Origin of the sequence: Oenococcus kitaharae DSM 17330, assembly GCF_000241055.1 — a bacterium.
GTDB lineage: Bacteria > Bacillota > Bacilli > Lactobacillales > Lactobacillaceae > Oenococcus > Oenococcus kitaharae.
In genome coordinates this window covers 890,303-905,476 of record NZ_CM001398.1, presented here as the reverse complement: position 1 = coordinate 905,476, position 15,174 = coordinate 890,303, and the positions used below count along the sequence as shown (strand labels likewise).

Sequence of the window (15,174 nt, the reverse complement as noted above, 5' to 3'; positions counted from 1 at the left end):
AACAAGGTATAGGGTGATAGACGATGCCCAATTAAAATGAAAGTGCCATCGAAAATCGTCAGGCTGTAACTTAGCATCAAACAACTTCCCTTTTCGACTTTTGTGACTAGCACTTTGATTGATATTTTACCAAGGGTCTGATGACTCCGTGTCGTTGACCAGTATTCCTCTAACTAGTGCTCATTTTACTTTTTAGCATTCTCATTGCCCCAGTTAAACCAGCTTTGGTAGCGCCGGTTGAACTCCAAAAATCTTCGATAGCTTTCGGTGTATGCAAGACTAGCCAACCCATACCAAGTGATAAAGCAAAAGCGCCAATTCCGTTGCTAACCCAATGGGTAACCCCCCAAACGCATAAAGTCATTGACAAAATTTGTGAGAGCATAGACGCGTTTAGGTAGATTAATTTTTTCCACCAGGTGCCACTATAATCCCATGTCTCGGTTGCGATACTGATTGCTGCAAATGGAATGGTTAAATAAAACCAGGCCATATCCGCCATAAAAATGCACATTTTAAAGAAGAAGAAGACAGTCACAATCGCAAAAAATCCTAATAGGATAAGTGACATAACTGAACCAATGGCCAGTGTACCGGCGATGTTTTTTGAACCCGTAATCATTGAAGCTGTATAGTTGCTGTTCATTGAAAACATAAACTTACCAAGTGGAAACACGATTGCTTTAAGTAAAAAGCCTTGTAAAAAGACCATGACAGGAATGGCAGCGGCTGATTTAAGACTGTCCATCACAATGTTGGCCCAAGTAACATCGGTACTTTCGTCAGCTTCTTTTAGCAAAGTTCCTATAATTCTTCCCAAGACAACCACGACCACTAAGGAAGTCGCGAAGGTAAGGAAGATGCCATACCATTGATCTAAAACGGACTCATGTTGATCAATTTGATCAAAGACAGCGCGACAGCCAGAAGTCATGAAATTCATAACAGCTGTAAAAACACCCTTAAGCCAGTCATTAATTGCTTCTGAAATTTTATCGCCTAAGAAACTTGCTAAAACCGGGTGAAAATCAAGATTTTTCATATTTTGGCCTCCTTTTCTAATCATTAACCCAACATTTTTTTGTGTCTTGCTTTTAAAGCTTGATCCATGCTATCCTGCAGATCTGCTTCTTTGTTCTGATCTTCTTCTTCGCTTTGTTCAACTTGTTGTTGAGCTTTAACTGTCTGATTCCACTTATCTACCTTATTCTTAAAATTCGTTTCTTGGCTGGCTTCTGGTTGGCCTTGATACTCGTTCTGTGACCAGTTAACCAAATGATCGGCGCCTGGAAATAGTTTAAATTGGAATGCTTTTGTCGCTTTGACCGGCCGCGCATTACTAAAGATTAATAAGCTCTGATCTTCGGGCATCCGCATAATTTCATCAGGAGTCATCAAAGAACGGCTCGTGTAGCTGTAACTATCGCTCTTACTGTGGCTGTCTTCCTTGCTATGACTGGTACTCTCACTTCCCGTTTCAACTTTCACGGTCGATTTTCCTAACAGATCACTAAAGTATTTAGCGGTGACATCATTAGCGGCATTTAAACATATTTTAACGGCGTGATTCCCTAAGATACTCTCGGCCTTATCCTTGCCATACAAGGCTTGTAATTGAGTTAAGGTCTGACAAATCGTCGTCACGCCAATGCCATAGCCGCGACACGTTGCTAGGAACTCTTCATACTTCGGAAACTTGCCTAAATTAACAAATTCATCAAGGATAAAGTCGACTTGATGGGGTAATTTAGCGTGATGATCAGCGGCTAGTTTATATAACTCATCAAATAATTGTGAGAAAAACAGATTGATGAAGCTTTCATAAGTACTATCCATAACGGGAATAATCACATACAGGACAGCTTTGGCTTTGCCAATTTCTTTTAAATCAAAATCCGAAAAGCTGGTAAAATCGGCCACTTCTTGATCGACAAACTTCGAAATGGTTGCCAGCAAACTCTCAATAATACTGGCTTTCATTTCCCCTTTGGCCTTTTTGAAACCTAATTCATAAGCGCGTCTCGCTGAATCAGACATGGTTAGATCAAGAAACAAGCTATCTAACGGACTATCTGTGCCTTTCTCCTCGGCTTCCACATCATTTTCTTGCAAGACTTGCGTTACACCCGCCAAATTCCTTTGTTCTGGCGACCGGTGATTCATGACAAACAGGATTAGCGCCTTCAAAAGTTGACGTTGAGTACTGAACCAAACATCTTTCTTACCTTCGGCGTTTTCACTCTGGACGATCTTGGTTGCGACGGTTTCGGCTTGAATATCCCGTTGAATATAATCAAAGGGATTGTAGCGGTCACTGTGCGCCATGTTGGCAAAGTTGACGACATGCACTTGATAACCTTGGGCTAACTTAACCCCGGCCGTTTTTTCGTATAATTCACCCTTCGGATCGGTGACGACAATACTGTTCTCCGTTTCATTAAACAGGTTGGTAATGACGACTGATTGGGTCTTATACGAACCGGGACCCCCGACCACAAAAATATTCCGGTTGGGTTTGGTTGAGTTATTCTGATAAACAACCTGCTTATCCACGATTCCTAAAATTGTGCCATTCATGTTAATCTACCCCCTTCGATGATTTCTCACGGTCGACTAATGATTTGAGAACTGCTGCCTGGGTATGGTTGTTAAACGCCGTTGTCAGGTCTTTAGTATTGAGACTAAAGTAATGGTCACTCAATTCTTTTAAATCCCCCCAGGTGGCGCTCCCATGGGTCTCTGTATCGGCTGTTTTCCAAGCTTTGTGCTTACTGTTTCGCTTCAAGACAAAGTAGATGGTGCACAGGACTACGGCTACACTGACAATCATTAATACCGGATTCTTTTGGCCTAAATACAAGTTGTAATAGTGCCAAGGGTGTAAGACTAATTGTTTTAATACGGTTGGCATATGATCGGCAAAAGTTAGTTTATAGCGCGACAAGGCCATGACAGAGCCAGCTAAAATCTCCGCTAAATACAAGCCAATGATTAGCGTTAGTAGATACGGCCAACTGGCTTTAACGGCATTTAAGAGTTTACTTTTCATCTAATCACCTACTATCTGTTTAATTCTTTGTTGGTTAGTACCGGTATACCGTTGCTTGCCATGGATCAAGGTTGGGACCGACGTTAGTTGATATTTCTGAATATACTGGCGATTCTTTGGCTGATTCATATTAATAAAAACGATGTTGTGACTAATGACGTTATGCCAATAAATCTGATGGAAAATAGCTTGGCAATCCGGGCAATCATCGCGATAGAAGAACAACACTTTTTTAGGGTGCTTAGCTAACGTCACGACTAGTCGCTGTTTTTCCACGTGATTCACGTATTGATGACTAGCAAAATCACTAACGGCTAAAAACACCACGATCACCGCTAGGACTTTGCCAACCCGTTTAATTAAGGTCACTGGCTTTAAAGCTACTGCCTAAATTTTGTACCGCGGTGATTCGATCCGTGGTGGTATCGAAGGTCACCTGGTAAAGGACCGTCGCCTTTTGCCAGTCGTTGTTACCACTCTTGCTTTCATAACTGACGACGGCCAAACCCTGCATGTTTTGCCCCTGCTTACTTTGCGTATACAGGTTCAGTTGGTTTAACTTGGCTGAAGCACTATTACTATCGCCATAAGTTCCTTTATTGGAAAAGTATTGCTGGTACAATTTGTCGGAAATCAAATCTTTAACGCCATCTTGACGCTGACCGTAGGTCTTGGGCTTAAAGTTATTCATGGCATCAAAGAACTTGGTGACCACCGTATTAAAACTAAGTTCAGCCGGACTTTTGTCCTTATTATTTTGGTAGGTCTTATAACTGCCAATTTGGGTGCTCAATAACCGCTTTTGCTGCTTGCTTTTAGCCAATTGCTGGCTAACTTGTCGCTTCTGTTGCTGTAAGCGACTAATCTGCCCTTGCGCCTGTTTCACTTGGCTATGTTGATAGGCATTCGCCCCTAATGACATAACTAAGATCAAACTACCTACTGCGACACTTAAAACCACGCTACGCTTCATTTGTTTGTCCCTCCTTACTTCTTGATTGGCCGGGCTAACGTTACATCGCTACCGTTCAATAAACTATAAAAAGCGGTGCCAAATGTGCTTTCGTTAACCTTGTTGCCTACACCACCTTGCTCAATGATTTTGGTGGCTTTGCCTTGCCATTTGCCTAGCAGAATGGCGGTGTGACCGTTGTTGCCCGCACCGGCGCCTTGATTAACGATGACAATATCGCCGGCTTTCGCGTCATTTTTACTGATCTGTTTCAGATATTGATGGCTGCCTTTGGCGTCACTGGCCATCGTACCGGTAAACCAACCCATGTTGGCGGGTACCTTGTAACCAGCCTTATTCAGGGCTAACCAGACAAAGCCGGAACAATCTGTGCCACCGGTTTTATTAGGATTCTTTAAATCGCTACCTAAATCGGGGCTAGGGTGGGTTTGAACATAGTAGAAATCACCTTTCATACTTTCCGCATTTTTAACAATACTACCGCCGGAATAGCTCGGGTCGCTATCGCAACCTAACTCGGTTAGATCGCCGGAACTCGCATTGTCTAAGGTGTTTCCGGCCACTGGATCACTCGCACCCAACACGGAATACCAGTGATCGGCATATCCGTATCTTTGGCTTAAATACCATTGTTCCGAGTTCTTGCTCATGCCTTCATAATCCATTAACCAGGCTTTGGTCGCTTTATGCACGTCCGTGTACTTAAAAATCTGTTTATTTGATGCATAGTAACTACTGTTTAATTCTTGGTCGAGATAATCCAACTGCACCCCGAGATTGGTCGCTGATTTGTTTTCTTTGTGGGCCAAGTCTTCCAGTTTATCTTTTCGACCACCCAACCACTGGGCTAAGCCCATGGCCCCAGAGCTTGAATTGACGGACTTAGGATCAAGGCGACTTTCTAGTTGTAAGACCCCCAAGATACCGGCTGCCGCTTGTGGCGTTGCACCATACTTCTGTTTCCAGTGCGCATAGATATTTTGAGCATTTTCCGTCATGCTCTTACTATCTAATTGCGTTTCTGTAGTGGTTGAGTTATCACAACTGTTTTCTTGTAACTGGCCAGTGATAGCTGCAATCAATAAAACGATAAGCAGAATGGTGCCGCCCACAACATAAGCAATTAACTTCCACTTCTTTTTCTCATATTGAAACGACAATACCTGCATTTAATCACCCACTTTGTGCTTGGCTTGATCGATCTGTTTTTGCGCGGCCGCTTGGTCGCTTTGCACATTCTTTAAATCTGCCTTCGCCGAATCCACCTTCTTGTCTTTGTCCTTATCTTTACTGCCGTCAATCTTGTTGGCGTCATCTAATTTCTTTTGCGCGTCGCTAACTGCCTTTTTAGCTGAATTGAGGCTTAACAATGCTTTTAAATACTTAGCTTTAGGACTGTTCACGCCGGCTAACTTGGTTTGGACGGTCTGGGCGTCTTGCGTATCGTTATGCGCTAGAAAGGCTTGGCCCATTCTCAATAAAACATCAGCATTAGTAGTAAAGGATAATTGGTTGTTGAGCGTACTGGTGTCGTAGTTAACGATGGCCTTTTCTAACGATAATTGGTCTTTTTGCTTACTCGTTGCATTGCTTGGTAATTCCCACTTGGTAACTTGTTCACTATCCTTGTTGGCATAAGCCGCATTGATAACCTTGTTTAACTGACTTGGGTCAAGCTTTAAGGCTTGCTGGTACTGACCATGTTCTAGAAAGACGCTGACTTGCTTAGTTGAAGGATAGCCGGCCCGTTTCATGGCTTTTTGGGCTTCTGACCACTTCTGATCATTTAAAGCAGTCTGAATTTGACCGCTATATTTTAATCGCGTGACCTGGGCTTGGTTCTGGTTAGCTAAGCTTTGATACTTTCGTTCGTCACTTTTATGGACTAAGCCGACGGCCAAAACGGCCACAATCGCCACCCCGGCCATACTCAACCAAAATCGTTGCTTATTTTTCTGCCGATCCTGTTCAACTGCTTGCCATTCGTGATAGCTCACAAAATCCTCAATGCCATTCACCACTTCTTTGAGTTCAGTGATTGAAACAGCTTTGGCTACCTGCAGTAAGTAATCGTCATCGTGCTTGGCCACTATCTCCTGGGGATCATTTAAAAGTCGTTCATAGGGCGTCCCCGTCAAGCAAAACAGAACCAGCGCTTTGTATTTAGCTAAATTGCTATGCTTATCATCAAAGGGCATGAGTTCGTTAGCCCGGTAGGCATACCAGACATGCTGCATAGGAAAATACCACAGATTAGCTGGGTTTAAGGCAACGTGATACTGGCTATCGTTAACCACATTTTGCGCCATGATTTCCTTGGCAATTGCTGACCGGATTGCTTTATTTTCATGTGGTAATTCCTTTAATGATCTGACCTTATCCGGCAAGGTATAAGTTAAAACAACCTTCTGGTCTTGTTCAACCACGTTAACTAACTGCAAGAAATTTGGATCAGGCTGTTTCAATTCATTAAGTTCACTTAGTTGGTCATAACGAAATTGATTGTGATTGAGCTCCAAAATCAATTTGTTTGCTTGCCGTTTGAAGGTTCCAACTTCAATATTGAATAGTTGTCGATTGGACTTACTCATTTAAAGTGCCTCCTTCCTCTGCCGTCGTGGCTAAGGCATCAATCTCGCTTGGGGTCAGAATCGCGCGCTTTTGATAATCTGGTTGGGTAGTTGTTTCCCGCTGATACTTCTTTTCATAGGCCTCGGGGTCAATGAGCCGGAGTTCTTCTTCGGTCAACTCGACTTTCATAAAGGCACGTTGGCTACCATAAATCATCAGGGCTTCACCTTGCCTACGGCGTTCTAGTAACTTCTTTTCCTTATCTGAAAAGGTCATGCGTAATTTGGTAATCACATCATCAACGCCTTTGCCGTCTAGCCCGAAAAAGACTTTCGTATAGGAATTACCGATAATAGCTTCCCCGATGTTTTGTCCAGTATCAGTGGTCCCTTCAATCACATCTTGGATTTGTTGGGTGCCAGCAATCGCTCCAGCATTGTACTTTCTAAAGCGCTTGTACGCTTGATGGAAAAAAGTGGCGGCGGCTTTGTGCAGGGTTAAAAAGTGAAATTCGTCAACAAACAATTTCTTGCGACTGTGGCGATCTTTGGTAATTTCGTCCCATAAGTATTGAAAGGTGTTCAGATAGGCAGCTGATTGGACTTCCTGTTCACTTTGCAGCGGTTTGAGATCAAAGGAAATAATCTTGCCCTTGAGGTTAACGTTGGTATGGCCGTCAAATAGGCTGTTAGAGCCATGGGTATAACTGCCTAAAATGTAGTAGAAGTCTTTGACCCGATTAAATTTGTCTTCGTCTTTATCAGCCAGTTTCTCCAACTCGTCATAAACATTGGATAAGGTCGGCCACTGATCGTCTTTAATCTCTTTTAAGCGGCTGTATTTCAAAACACCACTGTTGATATAAGCTTGCTTGACCACGTCGTCTAAGATTGCCAGTTCAACTTGGGTGATCCCGGTTTTGAGGACTTCAAAGAACCCCTTTAATCGCTGAATTTTATCTTTAACCAGTTCATCAAGGTTTGTGACCGCTTCATCAGCGCTTAGGATTTCTTCGGAAAAAATTTGTAGTGGGTTAATTTTGTACTTAGCATTAGAAGTTAGGTGCAAGACTGCGCCATCTAAGGCTTCGACAATCTTGGTATATTCATTTTCTGGATCAATGATATAAATTTGGTAGTCTTGAATGGCATAGCGTAAGATCTTTTGAATCATATAGGTCGTCTTGCCAACCCCAGATGTCCCAATGACCACCATGTTTTGGTTCAATGTCTTATTTCTATCAAGCATATCAACGGCAATCAATGAGTTTGTATCTTTATTGACACCCTCAATATCGCTTCGTGGCTTTAAGTCCAAAATCTCGGCGTCATCAAACGGAAACATGCTGCTAGCAACTTCGGTATTGCTCTCTTTATAGGTATAATCTCCCATGAGATTTTCATTAATCGGCATGGTTGACCAAAAAGCTTGAAAGGTTGCTTTAACGGGCACTAAAGGCTTCATTTGTAGTTTAATCAACGTATTCTTAACGTTTTCGGTTAAGTCGTCTAGTTCTGCTAAACTGTTGGCCCGCAGATAAACCAGCATATGTTGATAGACAAATGTGGTAGAATTGTCGAGGTATTTATCTAGTTGCATGTTGGCTGAATCAACATAATTTTGCAGAATCTTCTTTTTATACGGGTCGAACGTATTTAACTTCTGCGCTTCCTTATTTTGAATCGTCTTCTTGTAATAGGTAATCATTGAATTGTTACTGGCGCTGTCGATATATTGCACAATATCGATAACGCCTTTTTTSCGCTTYAATTCTGAYARCCAGTTGCCATACACCCGYTTKGGATARTCAGCRATCGCTAACACCCGAATAAAATTCTCGCCCGACTGGACGTAGGTGGGGTACTGTTCCCAGCTGAACGGAAATAGTGAATGCAAACTGTCGCGATCAATCAGCTTGGTAAAATCCTCAGCCTCCGGTTTGAGCTTACTACCCGTTTGGTCGCTGTTGCCTTGGTTATGCTCTTTTTTAGTTGGCATAAATAAATCAATGACCTTATCACCAAAACTCATACTGTTGCCCCCTATCCATTAAAATTGATCAAGTTCTTTAAAATCTCTTGGACTTCTTGACTGGTCAAAACTTTGGCCGTCACATCAAAATCCGTTAACGCATTTTCAATGTCTCGTTTAACCTGTTCGATCTTTTCGTCTAAATGAGTGACGGCTAAGTTTAAGCTTTTAACGCTCTTGTCTTTAATCGGTACCTTAACGATTAGCAGATGTTGCTTAGTTGTCATGTTTTTGGATTCCTGGACTTTAGTAAAGTGATCCAAGTAACTGGCTATGAGCTTGATTTTGAACTGTTGCTCGGGGTGATCTTTTTGTAAAGCGAGATACCGCCGTTTGAGACCATTGAGATAAGCTGTCATATTGACGGGAATTGTCGGCTCTAAGAACTGTAAGGTGTCATCAACCCCTTCACCTAACGTACTCATCAGAAAAGCGCCATAGTCCTCAAAGACGTCTTGCTGTTCGGTTTCATTAAGTAGATCCAGGTTGATCCCACTAACTTCCAAAATGCCAACGAGATTACCCGTTTTGGTAACTTCGTAGTTACCATACATACCCACCACCAAGCTCATGTCATCAATGGTTTCTTTGCCACCATTGATTTTGGGCGGTTGGTAATCCCAATCTAGCCTGGCTGATTTATTGGCGGTTTTGTTCTTCTTCAAACGCATTTAGTTCACCTCGCTTCTTCGGTTTTAAATAAAACAGTTTCTGACCATTGGCATAGCGGCGTTTCAGCTTAAAGTTATCCCGCACTTTAATATTCTTCCGCGCCGCAACTGGCCGAATTGTTAAAATAGCCATGACAATCGTCATGGCTAAGACAACAATCACTATTTTCATCAGGACTAAGATCAGACCATAGGGTGGGATTGCAATAAAAATTAAGCCCACTAGGCCCGCCAGTCCCGCTACGCCAAAATCCTTCAAGGTGTAGTCTTTCCAGATCCCGTAGTCTTTATCCACGTTTTCTGGGAAGATAAATTCTTTTCCTTTCTTCATTTGGCAGGCTCCTTTTTAAATTAAGTGAATAGGCTGTAAACCCAAGGTAATAGCCAGATAATGGCCGCCGCTAAGGCCACTAAACCAGCMACMCGKCCAACCGCGTGATAAACTTCTGATTTCTCTCGCGGATCGTCTGCGTCAGGCATTCTTTTGATAATAATAAATAGCGCGACACAAATCCCAACTAAAACGACCAAGCCAGTTAAAATACCTTGAATCGTCTTACCAGCGCTGGTTAGCTTGCTTTTAACTTCGCCACCGTCCGCCGCCAAAACAACCTGGGCGTTCATCAAGCCCAAATAAATCGCAGTAGCTCCAGTAGTTGCTAACACTTTTACTTTGTTTAAGATCATGTCATTCTTCCTTTCCTTCATCTTTTTGTGACCGCAATGGAACTTTTTCTGCTTGCGTTTTCCCGGATTCGCGTTGGTAGAACTTAGTCAATTGTTCCTCAGCTAATTGCTGACTAGGCAGCGGATCAGAAACTAGTTGCAAACTGCCGCTTTGGCTATTGGCTAAGTAATATTCTTTTTCCGGATGACCCAGTTCTTGGGTTTCTAACACATGCAAGTGATGTTCGTATCGACCTAAAGCGTTATCGACTTCTAAACCATAGAAGCCTAAAAAGCCTTCTAAAAAGCTTTCACCAAAAAAGGTCATTTCATTTTTGATCTGCTTATATTGATGAGTCGGTTTATCACTTACCAATTTTTCGGCCTTTTTAGCATTTTGACTGTCTTGGTGGCGATTAAACCAACCACTAAGCTTTAACGGCTCAGTCTTCAACTGGCGTTTAACGGTCTTCTTGATCATGGCTTGCCGGACTTTATCAATTGGCAATCCATCACTTTCCAAACGCATTTGTAATGCTTTTCGGTCAGATAAATCTTGGTCATCATCCACCACAATCGCCTTTTGGTCATCATGAACGAGCTTGCCGTTAATGCCTTGCCAATTTTCAATCTGAATCATATCAATTCCTTTCATAAATTAAACACGAACATATGTTCGTGTTTAAACTAACATAAAAAGCTGTTTTGTACACAGCTTTTAAAAAAACGTATATAAAAACCAGCTTGGAATTAAATCAAGCTGGTCTATCTAAACGTTTGAACTATTGTTTTTTTCCAGTTCTCAGCTGGTCGTGGTTGGTGATAGCAATCATTCGAATACGCTTTTTCTTCTCGACTTTGTAGTAAACAACCAAAAGATCATCGAGAATATGGTATTCATGAAAACCCGTCCAGGGTCGATCAGTTAAAATGTGATCCCGATAGCTGTCCGGCAAAGAGCCTTGATCCTCTAAAATATCAATACTATCTAGAATTTCCTCGCGCACTTCTTTATTTCTTTTATCTCCATAGGGCGTCAGCTTATTTAAACTGCTCATCTGCTTATCGAAATGGTCTTCGATTTTGATCTCATACATCGGTCAAGCCCAACGCTGGCGCCTTTGTTCTTTAGTTAAATTTAAAGCATCATCTTGGATCAGCCCCAACTCTTCAGCCTGAGCTTTGACCATAGCTTTTTCTAATTGAGGATCAACCTCTTTTTTTTGTACGAGAAAAGGCAAGCCGCCATTGATAATAACCTGATGATAATAGATGTTAATCGCCGTTGAGGCATCAATTCCCAGACTTTTAAAGATGGCATTAGCCTGTTCTTTAACTTCACTTTCAACTCTAGCTTGAACGACTTTTTTTTGTTTTGTTACTGGCATAAAGCCTCCTATTCACCTGTTATTATAATACATATACTAACTAATATAATACATATGCCAACTAATACATGCTTAACCTCTAAAAAGTGGACCCGGATAATGTCGGTTTTTCGTTTGGTGTTGCCGTTTCTTTTTAGTCATTTCCCATTCAATCTCTTTAAGGCCATGCAACCGTTTCTTTCTTAGATAATCCGAATTTTTTGCATATAAGATGGTCATTAAGGCGTCATCTAAAATACTAATCAGATAGTTTTTAGGACTAGTTGGATAGTAATTAATGGCCTGATAGTTCTTGACTTGTTCTTGTTTATATTGATCGAACCGGGTCGTTTGTTGCTTGAGTCGGGTTTGGACGGCTTCAATTTGTTCGTGATCTAGTTGCGGGTCTTGGCTGCATTCACCTAAAAATAGTTGTCGGGTGCCATCATGTTGTAGGACGCGCTGTAGCCGATGATCCTTCACATCTTTTAATTCGATCGTGCCTAACAAGTAATTCAAGCCCGCCTGGTGCTGTTGTCTAGTAAAGACCACGGGTGGCTGGTGTTGTAATTGTCTAAGATCGTTCACATTTAATGGTTTTAATTCTGGATCATAGTAAACCACAGCCGTATAGAGCTGCTCTTTGTCAATCGTAGCTAGCTTATCTAGGTCACTATCCGGAAAAGCTGTCATTAAAATACTATTGTATTGAGTCTGGACAACAGCTTTAATCTCGTTAATAACCCGTAAGTCTTTTAAACCCTTAGAAATTAATTCAAGCTCATTAGGCTGATAATTGACTAGAACTCCACGATAGGTCTTTTCTAGATCGGCCAACTGTTGCCCGTGTTTTGCCAAAACCGCAGTTAACTGCTTTTTAATCTCCTTGGCCTGTTGGCTAACTAACTGCCAACTACTATATGGTCGTTTGGTAAAGCTTAATAACTGTTGGGTCAATAAATCACTCCGAATATCTGCTAAACGTTCTGTTAACTCGTTGTCTTTAAAAATGGTTTGCTCACTATTAGTTTCTTTAATTAATTCACGTCGCTCGGCTGCGGTGGTTCGTTTAAAATTAACTCCCGGATATAACTTTTTAACTGCCCGATCAACCACTTGATTTAATAATTGATTGGCCTGGTTTAATGACATACTTTGTTGGTCAATAGTAAGCAACTGATTCGTTATATCAACACCGACAGCATGTTTAATCAAGAGGCTATTTTTCCAATTGAATAGCATGCGAGCTTTATCATCTAGGTGTTCCAAATCAACATAGGTTTTCAGCTGTTGGCTTAGATCACGAATCGTGTGTTTTTCCGAGAATGATAGCCCATCAGTCAAAGCATCAAAGTGTTCGTGATTTCTAATCTTCTCAGTAAGGTTATGGTATTTAGCTTGTGCCCGTTTTTGATCTTGAACTTGCTGGTTAAATGCCCTTCTTTCTTGTCGCTTACTATTGATGCCTATATGTTGGGTTGGCACGGCATCAATCCCTTGACCTGCGAACGATTTTTCGCTAATTCGGTCGGGCAAGTTTTTTTGTGCTAAAACTTGATTAACACTAGTTGCCCAGTTATGGCGCCATTCGTCAATTTTCTCTTTCTTGTCCCAATCAATTAGAAGCATTTTTCTACTCTTAGGATACTTGCTTGTTCCGGTGTATGTTTTGTTACCATTTTTGTCTAATATATATTGCTTTTTACTTTTAATCCCCCATGTGCCATCTGGGTTAAATGGCCGGTTAGTCAACATCACATGAGCGTGCGGATTGTCTGGGTGGTCGCGGTGAATTGCGACGTCAGCTACCATACCGGAATCGACAAAGTCTTCTTGTACATAGTTGGTCAATAAGGTTTTCTGTTCACTTTCGTTTAATTCAATTGGTAAGGCCACGTTAAATTCTTTGGCATAGCGCGAGTTTGATTTACGATCTTTTCTTTCGACTTCATTCCATAACTTCTCACGATCATTCGCCCATTCTGGTGCATTTTTTGGTATCAAAATAAAGCTTTCTGGCATAACTGACCGAGCAAAGAAATAGCTTTTGCCTTCTCTTTGATCGAATAGTTTCTCACCAGAACGATAGGCAGCACTGGCAATGGCGCTTCGACCCTTACCAGCACTAATATTAGAAAAACTCATGTGGAAAATTGCCATGTTGATCACCGCCTTTCTTTGGGCTTATGGGTTTGATTTTGTTGTCGCCAACGGCGACTTCTGATACAAGCTTTTAGCACGATTTACCCCACAAGATTTTGGTGGGGTGTAAGTGCGCATTGACCTAGTTTTGCGTTTTGTCCCTAATAAAGCTATGCACACGATGATCATTGCTAGCCGTATTTGAGTCAAAGGCACCACGATAAACATCCAAACTGACCGTCTTATGGAAAGTTGCAAAAATTGAGCCAGAAGCTTCTAGAGCATGATCAAGTTCTTTGTGTTTCTTCGTTCTGGATATTTTAAATTGCGCCGCAATCGCCTCAAGTGTTCCGCCAGCACGGCGCAATTGTTTTAGATCTTCGATATAAAATTTAATTGTGCGTTCATATTTGTTCAATCAATCTCTTCTCCATAAACAAAAAGAGCAGCCATGTAATTGGGTGCTCTTTTATTTAATCTTGCGATACTACTAATATATAAAATATTTGACCTCGATGTGATCTCACTTTGACCTCGATTTGATTGGTTTTGAGCTCTTTAGATGATTCAGCCAAATAAAAAAGCAGCCCAAGGACTGCCATTTGTTTATTGTTTTTTTGCCACTAAAAGAAAACGATCTTCATTGCTTTCAATAAAACCAATTTGATCAATGATATTTTGTAACTGTTGGAGCTTTGTTTGACACTTTAAAACTGAGAAAGCGGGAAATTCCCAACTGATAATCGTAGCGTAGTAAACTAGGGCACCAACATCGTAGAACCTGATTTTTGGATAAGCAACATCGCTTTGAAGAATTTGAAAACCACGTTCGACAAAGTTAGAAGCGACCTTAACCAAGGTATTTTGAGGATAAGCAGGAACATAGTTATCAGACAAAAAGCTAGAGAGGCTATAGTTGTTGGTGGCACCAACCTGTTCCGTAATAAACAAACCGTTGGGTTTTAGACAACGCACAATACCTGTGAAATTGAGGCCATCATGGCTATTGGTAATAATATCAAAACTATTTGGCATATCTGGCATATCGTTTTCTTGCTCAGAAGCATATAACTGAATACCCAGCGGTGCCAGCTTCTTTTTTAACAAATCAATGTTTGGCTGCCAGGTTTCCGTAACGACAGTGTGATCATATGGATGGCCAAAACTTAACAGTAGTTCGGCATCACCAGTCCCGGTATCTAGCAGCTGATCTGTATTTTTCAGATGCTGTTTGACAATCTCAGGATAATTCCAAGGAAGCTGCTCGTTATACCATCTATGAGCCAAGTGGCTAAAATCCCATCCCGTGAAGTGTTTAGCCAGTTTCTCTTCGTTTAGCCACTGTTGGAGTAAATCTTTATTTTTCATTTTTATTTAAACTGCTTTCTATTCGATATCTATTTCAAAAATCAAAAGTTGTGGGCTCTTTTTAACAGGCCTATGATAGGGGGGCTCTAGCAGCCTGTAACTTAGGTTTATAAGTAGACCTGTCAAGGCCGGTCATTTGTATCTCATAGCTCTATATAACATAGAAGCAAACAAACTTTAAAGGGAGTAAGTATGACAGAACTTTCTTATTAGCCAATCTATTAATCGACAAACAAAGAGTCGATTAGATTCCTTCAGAACCTCCTTTGAAGATTCTTTACTCTTTTCTAAACAACATGGTTATGGCACACTGACCATTGAAGTAGCTAAAAAGTC

General features: G+C 41.4%; 17 protein-coding genes. All 17 read right to left on the bottom strand.

Annotated features, from left to right (window positions below):
* Nucleotides 1–169: 169 nt before the first annotated feature.
* Nucleotides 170–1,042: a conjugal transfer protein TrbL family protein gene (locus OKIT_RS04440; RefSeq protein WP_007745685.1), complete on the bottom strand. Its 873-nt coding sequence runs from the start codon at nt 1,040–1,042 to the stop codon at nt 170–172.
* Between the two features lie 23 nt (nt 1,043–1,065).
* The gene (locus OKIT_RS04435) at nt 1,066–2,577 is read right to left on the bottom strand and encodes a VirD4-like conjugal transfer protein, CD1115 family (protein WP_007745677.1); all 1,512 of its coding nucleotides are present in this window, start codon (nt 2,575–2,577) and stop codon (nt 1,066–1,068) included.
* Nucleotide 2,578: 1 nt separating this feature from the next.
* Nucleotides 2,579–3,049, bottom strand: coding sequence for a hypothetical protein (locus OKIT_RS04430; RefSeq protein ID WP_007745676.1), 471 nt, complete (start codon nt 3,047–3,049; stop codon nt 2,579–2,581).
* Nucleotides 3,050–3,418, bottom strand: coding sequence for a thioredoxin family protein (locus OKIT_RS04425; protein ID WP_028291900.1), 369 nt, complete (start codon nt 3,416–3,418; stop codon nt 3,050–3,052). It abuts the gene before it with no gap.
* Complete coding sequence (locus OKIT_RS04420) at nt 3,405–4,022, bottom strand: hypothetical protein (RefSeq protein ID WP_007745674.1); 618 nt, start codon at nt 4,020–4,022, stop codon at nt 3,405–3,407. Before OKIT_RS04420 ends, OKIT_RS04425 begins: the two co-directional genes overlap by 14 nt.
* A gap of 14 nt (nt 4,023–4,036) precedes the next feature.
* Nucleotides 4,037–5,191 (bottom strand): phage tail tip lysozyme, encoded by a 1,155-nt coding sequence (locus OKIT_RS04415; RefSeq protein WP_007745673.1) that lies wholly within the window; start codon nt 5,189–5,191, stop codon nt 4,037–4,039.
* On the bottom strand, nt 5,192–6,613 hold the full coding sequence (locus OKIT_RS04410; protein WP_007745672.1) for a type VII secretion protein EssB/YukC: 1,422 nt from the start codon (nt 6,611–6,613) through the stop codon (nt 5,192–5,194).
* The gene (locus OKIT_RS04405) at nt 6,606–8,624 is read right to left on the bottom strand and encodes a VirB4 family type IV secretion system protein (protein WP_007745671.1); all 2,019 of its coding nucleotides are present in this window, start codon (nt 8,622–8,624) and stop codon (nt 6,606–6,608) included. The genes OKIT_RS04410 and OKIT_RS04405 overlap by 8 nt, the downstream gene beginning before the upstream one ends.
* An 11-nt stretch (nt 8,625–8,635) precedes the next feature.
* On the bottom strand, nt 8,636–9,295 hold the full coding sequence (gene trsD / locus OKIT_RS04400; protein ID WP_007745057.1) for a TrsD/TraD family conjugative transfer protein: 660 nt from the start codon (nt 9,293–9,295) through the stop codon (nt 8,636–8,638).
* A complete protein-coding gene (locus tag OKIT_RS04395) occupies nt 9,264–9,626 on the bottom strand; it encodes a hypothetical protein (RefSeq protein ID WP_007745056.1) in 363 nt (120 codons plus the stop codon). The genes trsD and OKIT_RS04395 overlap by 32 nt, the downstream gene beginning before the upstream one ends.
* Before the next feature lie 20 nt (nt 9,627–9,646).
* The gene (locus OKIT_RS04390; RefSeq protein ID WP_007745670.1) at nt 9,647–9,982 is read right to left on the bottom strand and encodes a CagC family type IV secretion system protein; all 336 of its coding nucleotides are present in this window, start codon (nt 9,980–9,982) and stop codon (nt 9,647–9,649) included.
* A 1-nt stretch (nt 9,983) separates the two neighbouring features.
* A complete protein-coding gene (locus OKIT_RS04385; protein ID WP_028291898.1) occupies nt 9,984–10,598 on the bottom strand; it encodes a hypothetical protein in 615 nt (204 codons plus the stop codon).
* 145 nt (nt 10,599–10,743) lie between these two features.
* Nucleotides 10,744–11,058 carry a type II toxin-antitoxin system mRNA interferase toxin, RelE/StbE family gene (locus OKIT_RS04380; RefSeq protein ID WP_007745667.1) on the bottom strand — a complete coding sequence of 105 codons (315 nt, stop codon included), beginning with the start codon at nt 11,056–11,058 and terminating at the stop codon, nt 10,744–10,746.
* A gap of 3 nt (nt 11,059–11,061) precedes the next feature.
* Nucleotides 11,062–11,349, bottom strand: coding sequence for a type II toxin-antitoxin system RelB/DinJ family antitoxin (locus OKIT_RS04375; RefSeq protein ID WP_007745666.1), 288 nt, complete (start codon nt 11,347–11,349; stop codon nt 11,062–11,064).
* A gap of 72 nt (nt 11,350–11,421) precedes the next feature.
* The gene (gene mobQ / locus OKIT_RS04370) at nt 11,422–13,488 is read right to left on the bottom strand and encodes a MobQ family relaxase (RefSeq protein WP_007745664.1); all 2,067 of its coding nucleotides are present in this window, start codon (nt 13,486–13,488) and stop codon (nt 11,422–11,424) included.
* Nucleotides 13,489–13,612: 124 nt separating this feature from the next.
* Complete coding sequence (locus tag OKIT_RS04365; RefSeq protein ID WP_007745662.1) at nt 13,613–13,888, bottom strand: hypothetical protein; 276 nt, start codon at nt 13,886–13,888, stop codon at nt 13,613–13,615.
* 188 nt (nt 13,889–14,076) lie between these two features.
* Nucleotides 14,077–14,838 carry a class I SAM-dependent methyltransferase gene (locus tag OKIT_RS04360; RefSeq protein WP_007745660.1) on the bottom strand — a complete coding sequence of 254 codons (762 nt, stop codon included), beginning with the start codon at nt 14,836–14,838 and terminating at the stop codon, nt 14,077–14,079.
* Between the last annotated feature and the right edge of the window lie 336 nt (nt 14,839–15,174).